A 17595-nucleotide genomic window follows, 5' to 3' on the forward strand; every position below is an offset into this window, starting at 1 on the left:
TGATCTCGTGAAGCGGAAGTTCACCGCGACACGCCCGAACCAGCTGTGGCTGACCGACATCACCGAACACCGAACCGATGAGGGCAAGCTCTACCTCTGCGCGATCAAGGACGTCTACTCGAACAAGATCGTCGGCTACTCGATCGATTCGCGGATGAAGGCGTCCCTGGCCGTCGCCGCGGCCCGGAACGCGATCGGCCAGCGCACCATCAACGGCACGATCCTGCATTCCGACCGCGGGTCCCAATTTCGCTCCAACGCCTTCCTGCGGGTGCTGAAGAACAACGGCATCACCGGGTCGATGGGGCGCGTGGGCGCTTGCGGCGACAACGCCGCGATGGAGTCGTTCTTCGCGCTCCTGCAGAAGAACGTCCTCGACCGGCAGCGCTGGGCGACGAGGGAGGAGCGGCGCCTCGCGATCGTGGTCTGGATCGAGCGGACCTACCACCGGAAGCGCCGGCAACGCCGCCTTGGCAAGCTCACCCCGATCGAGTTTGAGACAATACACATGGCCCTCACGGCCGCCTGAAACCACTAACCACTTGAGTCAACTGAACTCGGGGCAGTCCCTCGATCCACCGGTCGGCTATGGGGTCGTGTCTGATTTCGGGTTGAATCAGTCGGGTGCGCTCGGGCGGGATGCCTCGATGACCGGCCAGACGTAGGCGCGCGAGTTGCTCGGACCAGCCGCGCGCGAGTACGGTGACCACTCCGGGGCTCCCGGTGCAAAGTATTTTTCGCGCCATCCGCTGACCTGGACATTTAGCGCAACGCTTAGCCAGCTGAAGAACAGGGCACCCCTTGACCATCTGACCAGCTGCCTCGGCGCGATAGCGCACAAGCGGGAACACGCACCCCGGAAGACCATGACCACAGAACTATTCGCCACCCTCCCCGACGGGCGCCGGCTCGCCTACTTCGATCTAGGAGACCCGGACGGCCACCCGGTCATCCACTCGCACGGCGCGCCAAACGGCAAGCTGGAGACAGCATTCTTCGACCTGGATGGCGCAGCGAAACGTAGCGGCATCCGCCTGGTCGCCGTCGACAGGCCGGGAGTGGGCGGTTCCGACCCGGCACCGGGTCGCACCCTGCTCGGCTGGGCGGACGATGTCGCCGGCCTCGCGGATGCTCTCGGCCTCGACCGTTTCGCCGTGTTCGGCTACTCCATCGGTGGCGCCTCTGCCCTCGCCTGCCTGCATCGTCTGCCCGACCGGCTCACTGCTGTGACCATCGTGTCAGGCGTGGGACCGGCAGACGTGGCGGGAATCGCGGTCCGCCGATCGAAGGATGTCGCCCGTGTCATGCATTTCGCGCGCAACTGGCCTCGGATCACGAGTCTCGTGCTTGCCTTCATGAAGTTCGGCACCAAAACGCCCGAGAAAATGATCGCGGCATCGGCTAAGGGCATGCCGGCCCCGGACCGCGCCATCGCGGATCGACCGGAAAGTGCCGCCCCCTTCGCAGCGTTCATAGCGGATGCCCTCCGCAACGGTACCGACGGAGTACGCGATGACCTGCGCCTGGCTGCGTCACCGTGGGGTTTCACCCCGGTCGAAAGCAAAGTGCCGGTTTCCATTTGGCACGGCACCGCAGACACCAACGTTCCGGTCGCCGCCGCACAGTGGCTATCCGGTCTCCTGCCCAGTGCGACCGTGACGCTCGTACCCGAAGGCGGCCACATCTCCGTACTCGATGAGCGCGCCGAGGAAGTCCTGCTGCAACTCACCGAGATGCAGGCGTCCGCCGGCTGAATTCGCAGGGAGGCGCCGAGGTCGGACCGTCCTGCCCGATCATCCGTGGATCAGCCATGAAGTTCCGTTGGCGGCTCGTACTGGGCGTCGCCTCCCATTCGAACTGAACGCGGGGTTGAAGGTTACCGCGCTGGCCGCCGTAAGGCTCGGGAACCGTCAGCCGCTCGTCAGCCAGCTGGGCGAGCCCCGGTTGATCCGGGAGTTCGGGGCAACCCTGATCAGCACTGCTGAGCATGCCGCAGAACTCACCGGCGGGTAGACCCGGGTGCCGGTCGGCCGCCCGGCCGGGCGGTGAGGGACCAGGCGCCCCTCACACTCCCCCGCCCGCCCGGCTGCGCCGGAAAAGTGCCCCTGGCGGAGCTGTTTCTTGTCCGTTTTTTCCTTTCGGCAGCCGATCGTAGTTCGCTCCCGGCCCTGCGTGTCTGGTTTCCCGGACGCGGTCGCTGCGCTCCCTTGTTTCGCCAGGGAGACCAGGCACTTCGGTCCAAAATCTGTCCGGGTTTATGTGGTGGTGGCGATTTCGTGCCTGTCGGAGTCAAAGTCAAAGTCGGGGTCAAAGTCGGTGACGGCGCCGGTTTCGTAGAAGGCGAATGGTTCGGGTGGGGTGAGGGTTTGGGTGCGGGCACGGAGGTAGGCGAGCGCCGCGGCGGTGTCTGCTATTTCCCCGGGTGATTCCTCGGGGATGCTGATGAGTTCACTCTGGGGGCCAACGACGAGTTTTACGGTCATTGGTTTCCCTGTGCTGTTCACCGCGGGGAGTTCGAGTGTTTCCGTGGTTTGGCTGATTCCGAGTGCGATGACCAGCGGTAGGAGTGCATCTGCGACGGCGGCTGTGGTCAGGAATGACGCTCCGCTGTATGAAATTCTTCTCATCGCTTTCGTCTCGGGCGTGCATGTGGAAGTCCCTTGCGGTGAGCACACGTGGGATACCTCCAATTGCATTTCGATGCCTGGCGTTGGGGTGGATTCACGGGCGCGGTGCCTGGCGATCGTGGGCATTGCCGCGTCGGAGACTGAGTTGATGTCCGCGGTGTTTGTCACTGTGCAACCACGTCTGGTCCCACGGGCTGTCGCGGGGTATTGCGGGTGCGCGCGAAGACCGAACCCGAATCGGCCCCCGCCCGCACTTCAGCGTCAGGTCGACATCAGTGGTCGCCGTGACTGCTCGCTGATTCGTTGTCGATTTATGGTTGCCCGGCGACGAATCAGTGTCGTGGCGGTGTCGGTGTCGGTGAGGGCGCGTGAATGTTCAGCGCTTCCGCTTGGCCAATAATTCAGGCCTACCGGTCCGGTGCGAAGGTCAGACTCGAGGAATGGAAAGCTCATTTGGTGCCGGTCCTTTTTCATTCGGTGGGACGGCTAACCCGAAGGTCCCGTGCTTTTGCGACCCCGCCTCTCCACGGGTGTGCCTTTGCGACTGGCCTATGGAACCGCCTCGCCTTTATATGACCACCTGCGCTGAACATAGCACCGGGGTGAATGGTTTGTGCCGACGATTGTGGGAACCGTACCCCCAAAGAGAGGGTCGCCGGTGCGTCAGCTGTGGGACGGCACCCGGCAGATTTGTGGCACCGCCGTGCGATTATCGGCCGGCATTCACGGTCCGCCGGTGATTGCCAGTCCGACGCGGACATCCTCCTCCTGAACTCAGGAGAAAAATGAAATCCGCCAGGAACGAATTGAGGTTGCGCTGATGCCTTCCCAGTGAGCCTGTTGAGGAGCACACTTCTCTCATTGACCCGGGCCGACACCGTATGGGGCGGGCAGAAGAGACCAAACCCGAAATGGTCCCCGGTGCAATTTGGGTCAGGGTGACACCCGAATGTCCCCTGACCCACTCCTCAGAACACGACGTCGAAACCCTGCCAACAAGTCGGCATTGTGACGGACGCGAAGACATCGCCGTCTACGTCACTCAAGATGCCGAGGCGGAAGAGGCCCTGCCTGGTCGCCGGCATCGTGTCGCGGTAATGAGCCCAGCTCGCCCCTGTGCATTCGTCTCGGGCAACACAGGCCGACGCTAGATCATCGAAGTCGGTGGTCGTGAGGTCGTCCAGGGGCCGCCCCGAGCCGATCAGAAGCCGAAGGACGATTTGGGACGCCATCGCTGAGGTGACTCGCTCGCTGCATCCCTGACCGCGGGCTGCGGTCGTGAATGCGACCACGTCATTCTCCAGCGGGGTGCCGCCGATCTCCCGCCAGACGCTGCTGAACTTGCGGCCGAGGAGGTAGTCATAGCCGGGTTGCAAGGGCCGGGTCAGCATCAGGAATGTTAGGAACGGCCGTAATGACTGGCTCGCTGAAAGCCGAACCTCCAAGGGTCAAACCGCTTGTACTCAGATTGTGGGCCCGGAGTCAGGCCCGTCGCTGTCGGGTCCACGCATGAGGCCGGTTCGCCACCGGGGGTGCCAGCGGACTGCAGTGGACGGGTTGCCGGAACTCCCGACTGACTGCGAGACAATGTCGCGGGCATGTGCTTCCTCGATGTTGGGCTGTGGCAAGTCTCGTAGACACTTCTTTGGTCAGAGACCCCTACGCTGCCCCCGACCGCCGCTGGGCGCCCCCAGCCACTCCGGGATCTCCTCCGGCGCAAGCGGCCGGGACCACAGGAACCCTTGGGCCAGACGGGATCCGATCCGGCGCAGCTCCCGCAGCTGCTCCGCGGACTCCACCCCCTCCGCGATGACGTCAAGGTCCAGCGCTCTGGCGAGACTGACGATCGCATCGACGATCGACGAAGCGTGCGGGTCGTCCCCGCCCAAACCCTTGACGAAGGACTGGTCGATCTTGATCGTCTGCACCGGCAGACGGCTCAGGTAGCTGAGCGCGGCATACCCGGTGCCGAAATCGTCAATGGACAGCCGCACCCCGAGTGAGCGCAGCCCGTGCAGGGTTCCCATCGCCGCCTCAACATCGTTCATCACCATGGTTTCCGTAATTTCGAGGTGCAGTGCCATCGGGTCCAATCCGGTCTGCGTGAGGGCGTCCTCGACAACCCCGAGGAAGTCTGGATCCTGCAATTGCAGGGTCGACAGGTTCACGGAAATCGACAGGTCTTCAGCCCCGGGGGCCTCCGTGCGCCATTTCTGTGCTTGTGCGAGAGACTGCCGCAGCACCCACTCGCCGATCGGAATGATCATGCCGGTTTCCTCCGCGACCGGGATGAACTCAATCGGCAAGATCAACCCGCGCTGCGGGTGCACCCACCGCACCAGCGCCTCGAAGCCAACGACATCCTCGGTCGACACCTCGACGATGGGCTGGTAGTAAACGCGCAACTCGTCCTTGTCCAGGGCGCGCGCTAGTTGGGAATCGAGGTCGAGCCGACTCGACGCTTTGCGGTGCATCTCCTCGCTGAACACCATTGCTTGCGCGCGACCGTTATCCTTCGCCTGGTACATCGCGGTATCCGAATTGCGGAGCACGGTCACCGCTTCTTCGTCCCCGTTGGCGAGCACAATGCCCACGCTGACGGTGACGAACACCTCCCGGCCCTCCAACACGAACGGTTCCTTACCCGAGGCCGCGATTCGCGTGACCAGCCGTTCGGTGTTCTCCCGTGTCATGTTCTCGCAGACAATGACGAACTCGTCGCCGCCGAACCGGGCTACCGTGTCGGTGGGCCGCACCATGGACTGCAGCCGCCTGGCCATCTGCACGAGCAGCTGGTCGCCGGCCGTATGCCCCAGGCCGTCGTTGACGATCTTAAACTGGTCGGCATCGAGGAGGAGCACGCTGACCTGACCGCCGGATTCTCTTGCGTCGGCGAGGGAACGGTCGAGACTCTCGGTTAGCAGCAGCCGGTTGGCTAGGCCGGTCAGCGGATCGTGGAAGGCCTGGTATTCGAGCATCTCCTCGGCCTGCTTACGGGAGGTGGTGTCCTGCAACTGCACGAACGTATATGCCGGTTCCCCGTCTCTCCCTGGCACGAGCGAAACGGTCTCCTGCACCCACACCACGTCGCCGTCCGGCCGCAGATACCGCCGTTCTTTGTGGACGGACTCGGTCTCGCCGGATCGCAGGCGAGCGGATCGCCCGGACCGGTCCCCGGTGTCCTCCGGGTGGAGGAAATCCTGGGTCCGCTTACCCAGAACCTCATCCTCCCTGCGCCCGAGGATCTCACACACGGCCGGGTTGACCCGCTGGAACCGCCCGTCAAGATCGGCCATGCCCATGCCGATCGGCGAACGATCGAAACCAAGGTGGAAATTAGTCTCGGCCTCCCGGCGCTTCGCGACCGCCAGATACAGATCCGTCACGTCCATGGTCGTGCCAAGGATCCGGGCGGGCGATCCATCCTCGGCGTATTCAAAGCTCAAGATTGACCGCACCCAGCGCATCTGGCCGGACGGGAGCACAATGCGGTAGCCAAAGTCCAACGCAGGTCCGCCGGAGTCAAGCTTCCGCCACACCCCTTCAACCCGGTCTCGATCATCGGGATGCACAGCAGCGAGCATCAGTTCCCGCGACGCCGGCTGTGTTTCGTCGACCCCGAGAATCCGCCAGTACTCAGCGGACCACGACTGTTCACCGGTGGCCATGTCGATCGCGAAGCTGCCGACATGCGCCGTCTGCTGTGCTGCGGCCAAACCAAACCGGTCGGCCTCCTCTGCCGTGTAACCGAACATGGAGCCGGCCGCCGCCTTCCACGTCGTAATCGCACCGTCGACGGCATATCGGAAGATGGCGTCGCTCGACGACTCGACCAAAGTCGACAGCATCCGCATGTCCGCTTCGGTGCGTTTGCGATCGGTAATATCACGGATGGCGCTTGAGAAGAGCATTCCCTGGTCGGTCTTGAGCGGGCTGAGCGAGATCTCGACCGGGAACTCCGACCCGTCCCGGTGCCGGGCGAGAAATTCGAGATTCGAGCCCATGTCCCGCACGTGCGGGGCGTCGGCGTAGCGCGTGAGATGCCCGGCATGCTGGGCACGGAACCGTTCCGGTAAGAGCATCTCAATGCGCTGACCAAGCATCTCCGCACGGGAATGACCGAAGAGCCGCTCCGCCTGCGCGTTGACCAATACGATCTCGCGGTCGGTGTTCACGATGACCATGGCATCCGGCGCCGCTTCGAGGAGCCCGCGGAATTGGTTGATGGACTGCACACGCGCACCCAGCGCCTCGATCACGTCTGGATGCGTGCCATCGGCTACCACGAAGTCTCCCACGGGGGCACGCTATAGCGGTGCCCGCTCGCCTCAGCATACTGTGACCCTGCAGGCGTGTGCAATCGTGGCCTCACCCAACCCTGACACGTAGGGACGCGATCATGGACCGGATCATCCACAACACGATCTGGGTCGAGACCGGCAACTACAACATGCGCGAGCACACAGCACTCGCCACCGCCTAGCCACCGTGACGGAGGGCGTCAGCGGCACCATGCCACCCGACCACTGGCGCTCTCTCGCACGAACCCCGGCGCTGAACCGCACGAACAGGCGGCGCTCAAGGCTTCAAATACTCACTGCGATTATCGGGGGTAAGAAACCACCCCCTTGAACCGAGATGAGGCTGAGCAGAAAAAGGGGCTGGGGACCTTCGAGTCGGGCTGTCCACGCGGCCTGGCCGGCCCGGCCGGCCCGGCCACCTGGCCAGCATGACCAGCTGGGGCACTCAGGCCGGACAGCCCTCTTCCGGCCGACCATCCGGCCACCGGCCACCGGCCGCCTTCTACGCGCCTAGCGCGACGAGCAGCCGTTCGATTCCGAGGTCGGACCCGTCGATGGCAGGGATGATGGTCCCGTCCATGCGGATGGCCCCGATCGCGTTCTTGAGCCGCTCGCGGTCCCGCTTGGTTATCTGCGCCGCCAGCAGGTCGCCACGGGCGATGAGGGTGGTGAGCACAGCGAAGTCTATGAGGTGCCGTTTGACGCCCTGGTCAAGCGGGACGGTGAACGCGGCAGCTTTGAGGACGAGCGCTCCGAGCAGGTTCGGCCGCCAGATCTGCGCCTGGCGCCCTTCGTGGCTGACGGTGACTATCTCAGCCCGGTCGATTGCTTGATTGGATCCTCGGGCTTCCAGGGCGGTGCCGCCGGTGACGCCGCGCCGGGCTGCCGCCCTCTCACCGACGTGTTCGGGGATGAGGAGGTCGATGGTGGCATCACCGCGGGTCCACCGGTGCTGATGACCTTCGGGGCTTTCGCCGGCGGACTCGAAGCCGATGTCAACGAGGGCCTTGGTGACCTGATGGAGGATGGTGGGCTGCGCGCGCACATCCAAGACGGCGTCCGCGTCGTCGGTCGGCCGGTTCGGCGTGATACCCCGTTCAATGCACCAGAGGTGCACCATCTGGCCGCCGACCAGGCACCAGTTGTTCGGCACCTTCTCGGCCAGGTCGAAGAGGGCGTGCCAGGCCAGCGAAGACCTCTGACCGAGCACCGGCATTTCGATGACGGTCATCGGTTGCTCAGCAGCTCTTTGACCCGCTTGCTTTCGCGTGGACCGGCGTGGTCGGCGAGGTCAGCGAGGACCAGTCCGAGCGGCGCTCGCCCGTCGGCGTCCGCTTGGACGCGAGCAAGATGGAGCCAGACATTCGGCATCTTCGCCTCGACCAACAAGTACTCGCTTATCAACCCATCGGCGAACTCGGGCGCGACATAGCCTTCAACCTCATGCTCGCTGCTGAGGCCCGCGCGGTCGTCACTGATCCCGGAGAGGACAATGCGCTTGTCGCTGCGGAGGTCCGCTAGATCACCAGCGTTCGCGTGCAGGGCACGGACCGGTGCGCGATTCCGGAGCCAGCTGGCAAGGAGGGGCGCCGGCGCGGCGTTTTCGAGCAGGGCAGCGCACTTGCGGTCCAGAAGCCAGCGGGCCTTCGCCTCCATGTTCTCTGGTTCGATGCCGGACAGCAGAGCGATGAACGACCATGAGTTGGCTGGGCTCAGCGGGCGGGAGAGCGGAGGCTGCCGGCGGAGTTCTGACTCGTCGATCCCCCAGCTCGAGCCGATCTTCTCGGCATCGACCTTGCCCTCGCGGATCAGCTGGTGCACGCGCGCGACGGAGATGTCCTGGCGGGCGGCATACTCTTTCACACTCAACATGTCACAAGGGTATAACCGCTGAAAGGCTTGTGACAAGTATCAGAAAGAATGGGCAAGGTGACGGCTCATCGGAGAATGAACGCGTTCGTGCGGATCATCACAGAGGCCAGCGAGCTGCCACGGAGCACCTTCGCCGTCTATCCAGACTCTTCGAGAGCCTCATCCAGCTCACGAGGCTTGTCGAATTCCTCTGCGGTTGGACCGCACGTCACCACGCAAAGCCGTGCTGCCACCAGACACTCTCGCCTTCCGGTGACCGCGAGCGACCGCAACCCCGTCACGGGCGCGAACCAGGTGGCGCAGACCATCTTCGGCAGCACTGCGTAGACGAGCCCATCAGCAGGGCCCAGCCTGGAACGGGTGACCGGGCTGGCCGATCGCGGTCCGTCCATCAGGGTGTACCCCATCGAGCAGGTCGAAAACCCTGAGAACTGCGTCCAACAGGGTGGGTGTCCGATATGGTTGGACAGAAGCGACGGGGGATCCAAATCATGACTGGACACAAAGGGCAGGTGGTCGGGTACGTGCGCGTCAGCGCCGCCGACCAGAACGAAGCGCGGCAGGTCGAAGCACTCGGCACATTGGACAAGATATTCTCCGAGAAGGTTTCGGGCAAGAACGCCCACGACCGAGTGCAGCTCCAGGAAATGCTCGCGTACGTGCGCGATGGCGACAAGGTACGGGTGAAGTCACCGGACCGCCTGGCCCGTTCGACGACAGACCTTCTCGCGCTCGTCGAACAGCTCAAGGGTAAGGGCGTCGCTCTGGAGTTCGTTGACAACCCCGCCTTGAATTCGGACACCCCTCAAGGGGAATTCATGCTCACGGTTCTCGCCGCCATCGCTCAGTTGGAGCGCAAGACCATCCGCGAGCGGCAGGCAGAAGGCATTGCCATCGCCAAGCGGGACGGAAAGTACGAGAAGGCTCCGAAGCTCGCACTGGAGCAGATCGCAGAAGCCCGCGAGCGAGTCGACGCTGGTGTGCCGAAAGCGTTGGTGGCCCGAGACCTCGGGGTGTCACGACAGACGCTCTACGCCGCGCTGAACAGTTCCGGGAAGTACGCTGCGTTGGCGGGAATCTAGAGCAGTGTTGCCTCCCACGGACTAGGGCGAGCACCTCTGCCGGAGTGTGGCGGCAGCTGCCGGCCGGAGACGTTCCTGGCCGCCGTCCGTTGGCGCGGGCGAGCCCCGAGCGCGGCCTCTTGCACTTTCCGCGCTTGCACACAACTCATCCGCACCGAGGTCGACACTCGTTGTCGTCCCGTGCGGGGAAACCCTCAGCGGGACATCGGATTTGTCCGCAAAGCGGATTCCCTACCGGACTGCTTGATCTTTGATAGCCAGGCGAATCACGCGGGTTGTCGTATACCTGGGCTTGAGTTCCACTCGTGCGACGGTGGTGGGGCGGAGACGCTGCGACTTATCGCGCTTGATGCGGGACTACAAGTGGAAGGCGGGATCGCCGAGAGCCATAGGATGAGCGTAGTAATCCACATCTCTACTCTGGGGGAATCACAGCATGAACCGTCGCATCGTTGCTCTGACCATCGCTGTCGTCGCAGTACTGGGGCTCACCGCTTGCTCGGGAGGGTCGGACGACGCCCCGTCCAGCGAACCGGCTGCCACGTCGGCTCCTGCCGAAGACACGAGCACCGAGCAGACGGTCGCCGAAGCCTGCGTGAGCATGGCTGGACCGTTGCAGGAAGCGGCTACCACGATCTCCGAGGTCGCCAATGCTGCCTCCGACCCGCAGTCTGCCGTTGACGCCTGGACCGCCAACGTCGATGCATTCCGCACCGTCTCGGAGTCCGTGACCACCCCGGAGGTCAAGGCGGCCGCGACCGCGGTGTACGAAGACACCGCCGCCGTGCGTGACGCGATCGCGAAGATTTACGTCGATGGGGACACGGGCGCGGTGACCGAACTCACCACCGCGACCAGTGACATGCAGACCTCGTACATGGCGCTGAACACGCTCTGCGCGGGCTGATCCAACGAGAGGTCTTGTAGTCCTCTCTTCGGCCGGCGCACCGCTCAACCACTCGACGGATCAGAGGCTCTTCCCACGAGGAGACGACCCTGGTCGGCCTATCGGCAGTCGATACGCCGCCCGGTGGTTCAGACGATGACGCCCAGCCGCCAGGCGCCCGTATGTCGAACCCTCTGCGGGACCGCGCTGAAAGCGCCGGCCTCGAGGACCGGGATGCCCGGCGCACCAATCGTTCAATCGCCGGGTTTCCCTTTCACCGGCGTCGCGACCTGCTTTGCATCTGCGCCGCGCCTGCTAGTGAGCTCATACGTCGTTCCGTCGCAACCGTCGCCGAGCCACATGCCAAAGGCCACCTGCCCATTGACATCAATCGGGTCGACGAGAACCGTGGGTAGCTGACCGTATCGATTCGGTTCAAGGATCACCGCCGATATCGGTTCCAACGAATCCACACCGTAAAGAGTGACGGTCATCGTGCTTTTGGCTCTGAGAAGAGTGCCGGTCCAAACTCCATCGCTGTCGGTGATCGAACTTGGTGCGCGTCGTTTTCGGCTCGGTAACCGCGTGAATGCTGCCAGGACCCATCCGGGAAGTGCGCGTGGTCCCGGCTCAGGCCGAGCACATGACTCGACAAAGGGGAAGTTCATCTGGCATTGGTCCTATTCGTTCGGCGGGCCGGCTGACCCGAGGGTCCCGTGCCTTTGCGACGCCGCCTTACGACGGGTGTGCCTTTCGCGATCGACGTGAGTACCGCCACGCCAGCGGCCTGCGACCGCCTGGGGTGAACGTAACAGCCCGATCTTCGTTGTGGAGAGCCCCAGAACGGGGTCTCCGCAGGACGTGACCCGAGTGGAGTAAGCGAATCCCTTCCGGTCGCGGGCTTCGGGGCGTAGAGTCCCGGAATGGACGACCTCGAGCCCCTCTATCCACCGAACTGCCTAAACTGTTCGACCAGATGCGAAACGTCAGGGACAACTGCTCACCCCTACTGGGTGTGTCCGGGTTGCCACACGGCGGTGCTGTCCAGATTCTAGACAGATGCGGCGGTCGCGGACTTACAGTTACGTTCCTACGCAAGCACGTCGCTTTTGCGCTCGAGATACACACTGAAGGAGAAGGATAAAGGTGAGCTTCCACCCCCGATGTCAGGGAACGGGATGCGAAGGTGGCATGCGCGTGCTCGACCCCTCAACGCTGACCCTCTTGGACGAGGAAATCTGGTTCCAATGTGAGCAATGCGGAACCCACACGCATTCGGCGAACCTGGATGTCGACGACAACAACCGTTGGAGCCATCGTGTGGTGTGCTTCGTGAGTTCTTCAGTCGCTACTCACTGACCATCCCACTGGCTCTGTGCAGCTTCCGGATTCGTTGGGTCTCGCTGACATCGGAGTCGTTTTTCTGAGCTAGAGAACGGTGGGCTGTACCTCAGCCCAAGCTCGGAGCGTCGGCGGGGCGCCGGCGCTCGGCCCATAGAAGCCAGCCAGGTAGTCATGCATGATGCGTCGGCTCTCAGCGATGAACCGCGGGTCGCCCTGCGGGTTGGACTGGAACGCGCGCGACAGAAGCGCGTCGGCTATCTCGACGGTGATCTCCAGTCGAAAGATCAGGTCCGGACCTGCCGGCAGTCCGAATTCGTCGACGAGCACGTTGGCGAGCTGGCGGGCGAAGAAGCCAGCGACGTCGTCGGTCGCGCTGATGGGTGCTCGGTCGCGGTCGGCGAAGTGCAGGATGCGGAAGCCCGGCTCGAAGCGGTAGAGGCCGACGAACGCGGTGACCGCGCAATCGACGGCATCCCACCAGGTCTTCGGTTGCCTGGCGCCTAGTTCCTCGGCGACGCGCTGTCTGCAGCGCAGCACGGCGCGTTCGCGTAGGGCGTGCAGTACGGCCACCCGATCAGGGTAGTACCGATAAACGGTGCCGATCGATGCGCCGGCACGCTCGGCGACCATCGCCGTCGTGATGCGGTCGAAGCCCACCTCGTCGACGACGGCTGCGGCGGCATCCAGCAGCGCAGAAAGACGTGCGGCACTGCGCTGCTGCATGGGCTCGGTGCGAATTTGCTGGCCCGGGGCCCCGGGCTCATGACCAAAGGCGCCATTTAGCGACACTTATCCTCCTTGACGATTCAGCACAACACTAGAGGAGTGACTCCTGGTGAACCGCGAGGCGAGGTTCAGTGCCGTCTCCCTCACAAGAATGTATCCATTGGCAATTCCTTGCATGCAATAATTCTGGGATGAGCGTGTACACGGATATTCGAGCCATGGTCCTTGCGGGCGACTTCGACGAGGACTCGAGGGTGAGCGAATCGTCGCTGGCGGCTCGCCTGTCTGTCAGTCGGACTCCTGTGCGGGAAGCGCTCCAGCGGCTGGATGCCGACGGACTTGTGCACTCACAAGGACGCGGCATTCGCGTGCGCGTCCATCGTGATGCCGAGCTTGCCGCAGTGTTCGAAGCGCGTGCCGCACTCGACGGGTACGCGGCAGCGACGATCGCAACCCGCAACGGTCTCGGTGAGATCGCGCCAGCTCGCATCGACGAACTCCTGACCCTTGCGGACACCGCGCATGGACAGACCATGACCGGAGACCTTACCCTGGCGACAGGTCAGAACCGGGCCTTTCATCAAGGAATTGCAGCTTTGGTGGGAAATCCCGTCATTGTGCAAACGCTTGACCGTTTTTGGGACCAGATCTTGGTCTCTACCCGTCGCGGCCTGGACGAACAGTCGCGGGCAGAGGCGGTCGATGCCGAGCACCGACGCGTCCTCGATGCCATCAGGCGTGGAGACTCAGCCGCCGCGTACGCAGCCGCCGCCGAGCACGCCATGACTACTCGCGACATCACGACGGAAGGGAACAAGAAATGAGCAAGCAGCACGCCTACGCCCTCGATCTTCACTGGACCGGCAATCGAGGTAACGGAACGACCTCGCCACGCGCCTACAGTCGCGACCACGACGTCAGCATCGACGGGGTGGGGACGATTCAGGGCTCATCGGACCCGTCTTTCCGGGGCGACCCGACTCGGTGGAACCCCGAACAACTATTGGTTGCATCCGTGGCTCAATGCCACATGCTCTGGTATCTGGGCCTCGCTGCGTCAGCTGGCGTCGTCGTGACAGCCTACGAAGACCACCCTTCGGGGACGATGAGTGAGGAGGCGGACGGCAGTGGTCAATTCACCGAGATCACCCTGCGCCCGCGAGTCACAATTAGCGGAGAAAGCCACACCACGATGGCGAGAACTATCCACGACCGTGTTGGCGATTTCTGCTTTATCGCGCGGTCGATCAACTTCCCTCTGCATCACGAGGTCGAGATCATCGTCATCTGACAGTTTTGAGAGTCCTGAGTCGCGACTCATTTCTTGAGCCCGTAAGGCGGACGCCCTGCGGACACTCCCCCGCGACGACTGGGTTGCGCGTCGCGCTTGGGCGGTTCGTGCCCGTATGACTCGCCCGTTGAGGATTCGCCCTCAGGTGCTTTCAACGCGACACCCGTTCAACGCTCCAGCTGTGATACCGCACTGTTTCGTCGTGGCTCCATTTGCGCACGATGGGTGCCGGGTCCGTGGGAGCGACACTTGTATGAGGGCTTCCAGTCGGCGGCGTTGGCGCCGGTGGCGTCGAATAGGCTCAGCAGCTCGTCAGTCGTATTGGGGACCACGTATCTACCGCACATGCAGTTGAAACTAGCTCTCCCCCGGCCTCGTCAGCATTGAAATCATCCTGTTCCCTTCTGAGCTCCATCGGGGAGAGGGTCGTCATGCGAGCCGAACGATGCGGCACCCCGGGCAGCACCAGTAGGGGCCTTCATCTGCGCCCTCGATCACCATGGGCACTAGGCACCGTTCGCAGTTCGGCACGCCCAGATCGTCGTCCATGACGGCCACACTACGCGCGCACCCGTGCCTGGCCTCGAGATCCGCCACCGGGACGCAACCCCCGCGACAGCGGATTCCACGCGGCACGTGACGAGGACCCTTTCGTATGCACGTATGCACGATCGGAGTCGCAACAATCGGCCGGCCGGCCCGTGCGCGTATCAGCCACGACCGAGGGACGGACGTGTTCAAGGCTGCGCCCGCCCGCCCAGCAGCGACGGGAATGCCGCAACGAGCTTGTCGCGCGAGGCAGCCGGGTTTTCGACGAACGGGTAGGGATCATATTGCGCCAGCCCAGCGTCCACATAGTCGTGCTGCGACAACCGCGCGATGGTCGCGTCCCAAGGGCCCTCCATGTGAACAACGTCCTCGTCGCCGACCCTCCGGAAGAGCGCAGCGACCCGCGCGAACGGGATCGAGTAGAGCCACTTGTGCCGATCACGTTCAGACACGACCCAGATCATCGCTGGCCCATGCTCCGATTGAGGATGGAACTCGAGCACGAAGGAGTGGATGAACAAGCTGACGAGCTCGCGAACGGTCAGCTGTGTCTGACGCTTCGAATCCATGTCGTAGTACTCCCAGTATGCCCACCGGTCATAGATCCCGGGAACACGACCTGTCAGAGGATGCATCCCGAACGACACCCGCTCGCGTGGCAGCAGCGACGACGTCTTCGCGGACTCGACCAGGCGCCGGATGGTGAACATGCCGACCATGAGGTCACGCTCGACGAGGAATCCCGTCCGTGCTGTCCATCGTTTCAGCTCAGCCCGTCGTTCCAGCGCGGTTGCCAACTTGAGGAGTTCTTCTCGCCACGGCACGGAATCTGCGATCACAGTCGAAGTCTCGCAGGCTAATCTCCGCCGCTACGGCTGCGGAGGCGCCCACGCTATCCCCGACGTGAGGTGAATTACTACCGCGCGAAATCGGTCCCTTCTGGGCGCGGTGTCGCGGCCGCGCCAGCGTCGAAGGCATCGACCCCCTTGCAGAATCGTCTACTTCCAGGACCACGGACACCAGGCGCCGTGGCTCACACGGTGACCGGTCAGTCGTTTTCGTCCACTGGCATCTTTCCGACCACCCGGCGCCACTCAGCGTCCCGCTGAGCTTGCTCAGCCGCCATGGTTGGAATCAATACCAAGGGAGTCTTCGCCGGAAACCGACCGAAGCGAGCACCCACCTTCACTTACCGCGCCGCTGCGCCCGAGCGGTTCGATGCACCCGACACGCACCGCGGCCGGTTTATCGGTATCGCGCTCTGCGCTCCCGCTCACGGTGCCGTTCGTACGCCGAAGCGGACAATTTCTCGTCGAGCCAACTCCACAGTTTCCCGAGGAAGAAGGCAGGGGCGCCGAGGAGGAGCGCCGCAACCAGGAACGACGCAGTTGGATCGCCGCTGGTGGCAACGGGCACAAGAATCAGACTCGCGCCCCACAGGTAGAGTCCGAAGATGCCATAGAACAACAGGTAGATCATGGATACGAGCGTATGACTACGCGCCGCTCGGTGGCTCGATCACCGGAGGCCCAGTTCGAGGGGCAGCGCCGCAGACATGCGGGCGCCGTCGCAATCGACGCGCCTCGTGGGTGCGACCGAGCCTCAGCTGCCCAGCTGGTAGCCGCTGCCGCGGCTACTTCCGGTTGAGCGGGGGCCGGTACGACAGTCCCAGTCCAGTTCCCGATTCCAGCTGTCAGCAAACCGCCCGACGACTCCTCGGACAAGAACAGTAACCAGCACTCAGCGGCACGCTTGGCGCTACGTGTTTCGAGTCGGATCCGCAGCGGAGGTCAGCTGCCGCACCCTGACGGGCTGCCGGTCGAGCCACGGCTCGGTGAATTCGGGGGCGAAGTCGCGGGCCTCGGGCTGGAAGCAGAGGTAGCGCAGGATCTGGTGGTATCTCGAAACCCCGATGCCGAAGGTGTCTCGGATCGCGTCGCGCTTCGATTCGCCGGCGCCGGGCGTCCACTTCATCTCGAACTCGAGAATCGCTCTGTGTCGTTCCGTGAACATGCACTCATGCTGGCATCGATGACTGGCATTGAGAATGCGTGTTGATATTGACTGGAAGTCGTCCAGTCAGACCGGCCGCGAGACGGAATGTCGAGAGCTTGCCGACTCGTAAGTCGTCGTTGAGGCAGTCCGTTCCTAGGGCTCGCCGGGATGACTCACGGCCAGGCGTCGACCGGCGCCTATTCGTAGATCTCGACCAGACTGGCGGACTTCAGCTCGATCTGTGCGACGCCTTCGTACAGTGTGATCTCACCCGTCGTGCACAAAGTCGTCCCGTGCGGGATGGGCTCCACGCCGCCGACGTCCCAGAGCACGATCTGGAATCGCCCGGTATCCGGGTAGTCGCGCCCGAGGTTCAGGAAGACATCGTCTTTCGAGTTGCCGCTGCCAGCAAGCGGTCCGCACACGCGCTGAGTCGTGCCGGCGTAGTTGACAGCCTCGTTCCACGCGATCCCGCCCCCGGGCTGGCTCTCCCCGACAGGGGCGTCGACCGGCGACCCGGCAGCGCCGCTCGAGCAGAGCCCGTCTTCGCTCAGAAGAACTATGGCCTCCCGTCCGATGTACTGCGTCAAGGAGTCGCAGGCATCCGGGCCGAACTGCTCCGCACTCCCCTTCGTCGACGCATAGTCAACGAAGACGTCGTATTCGGCCGAACACTTGCTACTGAGCCAGTCGATCTCTGAATTGATGGCCCCGGCAGTGTCACCGACCCTTTCTCGATCCACCACCTTCGCCAGCACATCGTCACAGGTGATCGACGGCTCGGACCGATTGGTGCTTCCTCCATAACTGCTACAGCTCGTGAGTAGCAGGACGGTCAACGGCGCCGCGATGAGGATCGGGGAAGCCACGTCTCGCATTCGCTTAGCGTGATCGAACGTTGTCATCGGGAATGCGCCTTACG

17 protein-coding genes, 1 pseudogene and 2 riboswitches are annotated in these 17595 nt (G+C 63.5%); of the genes and pseudogenes, 7 read left to right on the top strand and 11 right to left on the bottom strand.

The window, feature by feature from the left end:
* Together E3O23_RS07100 and E3O23_RS07105 are read left to right on the top strand one after the other, a co-directional pair.
* A partial coding sequence (locus E3O23_RS07100; protein ID WP_134489544.1) for an IS3 family transposase occupies nt 1-529 on the top strand: 529 nt, incomplete at its 5' end.
* A gap of 337 nt (nt 530-866) precedes the next feature.
* Nucleotides 867-1754, top strand: a complete 888-nt coding sequence (locus E3O23_RS07105) for an alpha/beta fold hydrolase (RefSeq protein WP_134489545.1) — start codon at nt 867-869, stop codon at nt 1752-1754.
* Between the two features lie 501 nt (nt 1755-2255).
* Here E3O23_RS07105 and E3O23_RS07110 read toward each other — a convergent pair.
* From E3O23_RS07110 to E3O23_RS07120, 3 genes are all read right to left on the bottom strand, one after another.
* On the bottom strand, nt 2256-2627 hold the full coding sequence (locus E3O23_RS07110; protein WP_166790440.1) for a hypothetical protein: 372 nt from the start codon (nt 2625-2627) through the stop codon (nt 2256-2258).
* Nucleotides 2628-3100: 473 nt separating this feature from the next.
* Nucleotides 3101-3174, bottom strand: a riboswitch (cyclic di-GMP riboswitch).
* Between the two features lie 421 nt (nt 3175-3595).
* The gene (locus E3O23_RS07115; protein WP_134489549.1) at nt 3596-4018 is read right to left on the bottom strand and encodes a hypothetical protein; all 423 of its coding nucleotides are present in this window, start codon (nt 4016-4018) and stop codon (nt 3596-3598) included.
* Between the two features lie 258 nt (nt 4019-4276).
* Nucleotides 4277-6925 carry a sensor domain-containing protein gene (locus E3O23_RS07120; protein ID WP_134489551.1) on the bottom strand — a complete coding sequence of 883 codons (2649 nt, stop codon included), beginning with the start codon at nt 6923-6925 and terminating at the stop codon, nt 4277-4279.
* A gap of 92 nt (nt 6926-7017) precedes the next feature.
* On the opposite strand from E3O23_RS07120, the pseudogene E3O23_RS18680 reads away from it, so the two are divergent.
* Nucleotides 7018-7110: pseudogene (locus E3O23_RS18680) on the top strand (ATP-binding protein); the annotation flags it as partial.
* A 320-nt stretch (nt 7111-7430) separates the two neighbouring features.
* On the opposite strand, the gene E3O23_RS07130 reads toward E3O23_RS18680, so the two are convergent.
* On the bottom strand, nt 7431-8159 hold the full coding sequence (locus E3O23_RS07130; protein ID WP_134489553.1) for a hypothetical protein: 729 nt from the start codon (nt 8157-8159) through the stop codon (nt 7431-7433).
* Entirely contained in the window at nt 8156-8800 is a 645-nt protein-coding gene (locus E3O23_RS07135) for a helix-turn-helix domain-containing protein (RefSeq protein WP_134489555.1), read from the bottom strand. Before E3O23_RS07135 ends, E3O23_RS07130 begins: the two co-directional genes overlap by 4 nt.
* 491 nt (nt 8801-9291) lie before the next feature.
* On the opposite strand from E3O23_RS07135, the gene E3O23_RS07140 reads away from it, so the two are divergent.
* Both E3O23_RS07140 and E3O23_RS07145 read left to right on the top strand, forming a co-directional pair.
* Entirely contained in the window at nt 9292-9882 is a 591-nt protein-coding gene (locus E3O23_RS07140) for a recombinase family protein (RefSeq protein ID WP_134489557.1), read from the top strand.
* A gap of 436 nt (nt 9883-10318) precedes the next feature.
* On the top strand, nt 10319-10789 hold the full coding sequence (locus tag E3O23_RS07145; RefSeq protein WP_134489559.1) for a hypothetical protein: 471 nt from the start codon (nt 10319-10321) through the stop codon (nt 10787-10789).
* Nucleotides 10790-11022: 233 nt separating this feature from the next.
* On the opposite strand, the gene E3O23_RS07150 is transcribed toward E3O23_RS07145, so the two are convergent.
* Nucleotides 11023-11262, bottom strand: a complete 240-nt coding sequence (locus tag E3O23_RS07150; protein ID WP_134489561.1) for a hypothetical protein — start codon at nt 11260-11262, stop codon at nt 11023-11025.
* A 193-nt stretch (nt 11263-11455) separates the two neighbouring features.
* Nucleotides 11456-11529, bottom strand: a riboswitch (cyclic di-GMP riboswitch).
* A gap of 667 nt (nt 11530-12196) precedes the next feature.
* On the bottom strand, nt 12197-12901 hold the full coding sequence (locus E3O23_RS07155) for a TetR/AcrR family transcriptional regulator (RefSeq protein ID WP_241983367.1): 705 nt from the start codon (nt 12899-12901) through the stop codon (nt 12197-12199).
* A gap of 128 nt (nt 12902-13029) precedes the next feature.
* Here E3O23_RS07155 and E3O23_RS07160 point away from each other — a divergent pair, with 128 nt between their 5' ends.
* Nucleotides 13030-13662 (top strand): GntR family transcriptional regulator, encoded by a 633-nt coding sequence (locus E3O23_RS07160; RefSeq protein WP_134489563.1) that lies wholly within the window; start codon nt 13030-13032, stop codon nt 13660-13662.
* The gene (locus tag E3O23_RS07165) at nt 13659-14129 is read left to right on the top strand and encodes an OsmC family protein (protein WP_134489565.1); all 471 of its coding nucleotides are present in this window, start codon (nt 13659-13661) and stop codon (nt 14127-14129) included. Before E3O23_RS07160 ends, E3O23_RS07165 begins: the two co-directional genes overlap by 4 nt.
* A 737-nt stretch (nt 14130-14866) precedes the next feature.
* Here E3O23_RS07165 and E3O23_RS07170 read toward each other — a convergent pair.
* From E3O23_RS07170 to E3O23_RS07185, 4 genes are all read right to left on the bottom strand, one after another.
* The gene (locus E3O23_RS07170; protein ID WP_134489567.1) at nt 14867-15517 is read right to left on the bottom strand and encodes a hypothetical protein; all 651 of its coding nucleotides are present in this window, start codon (nt 15515-15517) and stop codon (nt 14867-14869) included.
* 406 nt (nt 15518-15923) lie between these two features.
* On the bottom strand, nt 15924-16157 hold the full coding sequence (locus E3O23_RS07175) for a hypothetical protein (protein WP_134489569.1): 234 nt from the start codon (nt 16155-16157) through the stop codon (nt 15924-15926).
* Nucleotides 16158-16436: 279 nt separating this feature from the next.
* Entirely contained in the window at nt 16437-16691 is a 255-nt protein-coding gene (locus tag E3O23_RS07180; protein ID WP_134489571.1) for a DUF3263 domain-containing protein, read from the bottom strand.
* Between the two features lie 179 nt (nt 16692-16870).
* Nucleotides 16871-17542 carry a hypothetical protein gene (locus E3O23_RS07185; protein ID WP_134489573.1) on the bottom strand — a complete coding sequence of 224 codons (672 nt, stop codon included), beginning with the start codon at nt 17540-17542 and terminating at the stop codon, nt 16871-16873.
* Between the last annotated feature and the right edge of the window lie 53 nt (nt 17543-17595).

Origin of the sequence: Cryobacterium tagatosivorans (assembly GCF_004402215.1) — a bacterium.
GTDB lineage: Bacteria > Actinomycetota > Actinomycetes > Actinomycetales > Microbacteriaceae > Cryobacterium > Cryobacterium tagatosivorans.

What these genes read in the sequence shown, in the direction of transcription:
- E3O23_RS07105 (WP_134489545.1), top strand. Translation starts at nt 867, where the DNA reads ATGACCACAGAACTATTCGCCACCCTCCCCGACGGGCGCCGGCTCGCC.
- E3O23_RS07110 (WP_166790440.1), bottom strand. Translation starts at nt 2,627, where the DNA reads ATGAGAAGAATTTCATACAGCGGAGCGTCATTCCTGACCACAGCCGCC.
- E3O23_RS07115 (WP_134489549.1), bottom strand. Translation starts at nt 4,018, where the DNA reads ATGCTGACCCGGCCCTTGCAACCCGGCTATGACTACCTCCTCGGCCGC.
- E3O23_RS07130 (WP_134489553.1), bottom strand. Translation starts at nt 8,159, where the DNA reads ATGACCGTCATCGAAATGCCGGTGCTCGGTCAGAGGTCTTCGCTGGCC.
- E3O23_RS07135 (WP_134489555.1), bottom strand. Translation starts at nt 8,800, where the DNA reads ATGTTGAGTGTGAAAGAGTATGCCGCCCGCCAGGACATCTCCGTCGCG.
- E3O23_RS07140 (WP_134489557.1), top strand. Translation starts at nt 9,292, where the DNA reads ATGACTGGACACAAAGGGCAGGTGGTCGGGTACGTGCGCGTCAGCGCC.
- E3O23_RS07145 (WP_134489559.1), top strand. Translation starts at nt 10,319, where the DNA reads ATGAACCGTCGCATCGTTGCTCTGACCATCGCTGTCGTCGCAGTACTG.
- E3O23_RS07150 (WP_134489561.1), bottom strand. Translation starts at nt 11,262, where the DNA reads ATGACCGTCACTCTTTACGGTGTGGATTCGTTGGAACCGATATCGGCG.
- E3O23_RS07160 (WP_134489563.1), top strand. Translation starts at nt 13,030, where the DNA reads ATGAGCGTGTACACGGATATTCGAGCCATGGTCCTTGCGGGCGACTTC.
- E3O23_RS07165 (WP_134489565.1), top strand. Translation starts at nt 13,659, where the DNA reads ATGAGCAAGCAGCACGCCTACGCCCTCGATCTTCACTGGACCGGCAAT.
- E3O23_RS07175 (WP_134489569.1), bottom strand. Translation starts at nt 16,157, where the DNA reads ATGATCTACCTGTTGTTCTATGGCATCTTCGGACTCTACCTGTGGGGC.
- E3O23_RS07180 (WP_134489571.1), bottom strand. Translation starts at nt 16,691, where the DNA reads ATGTTCACGGAACGACACAGAGCGATTCTCGAGTTCGAGATGAAGTGG.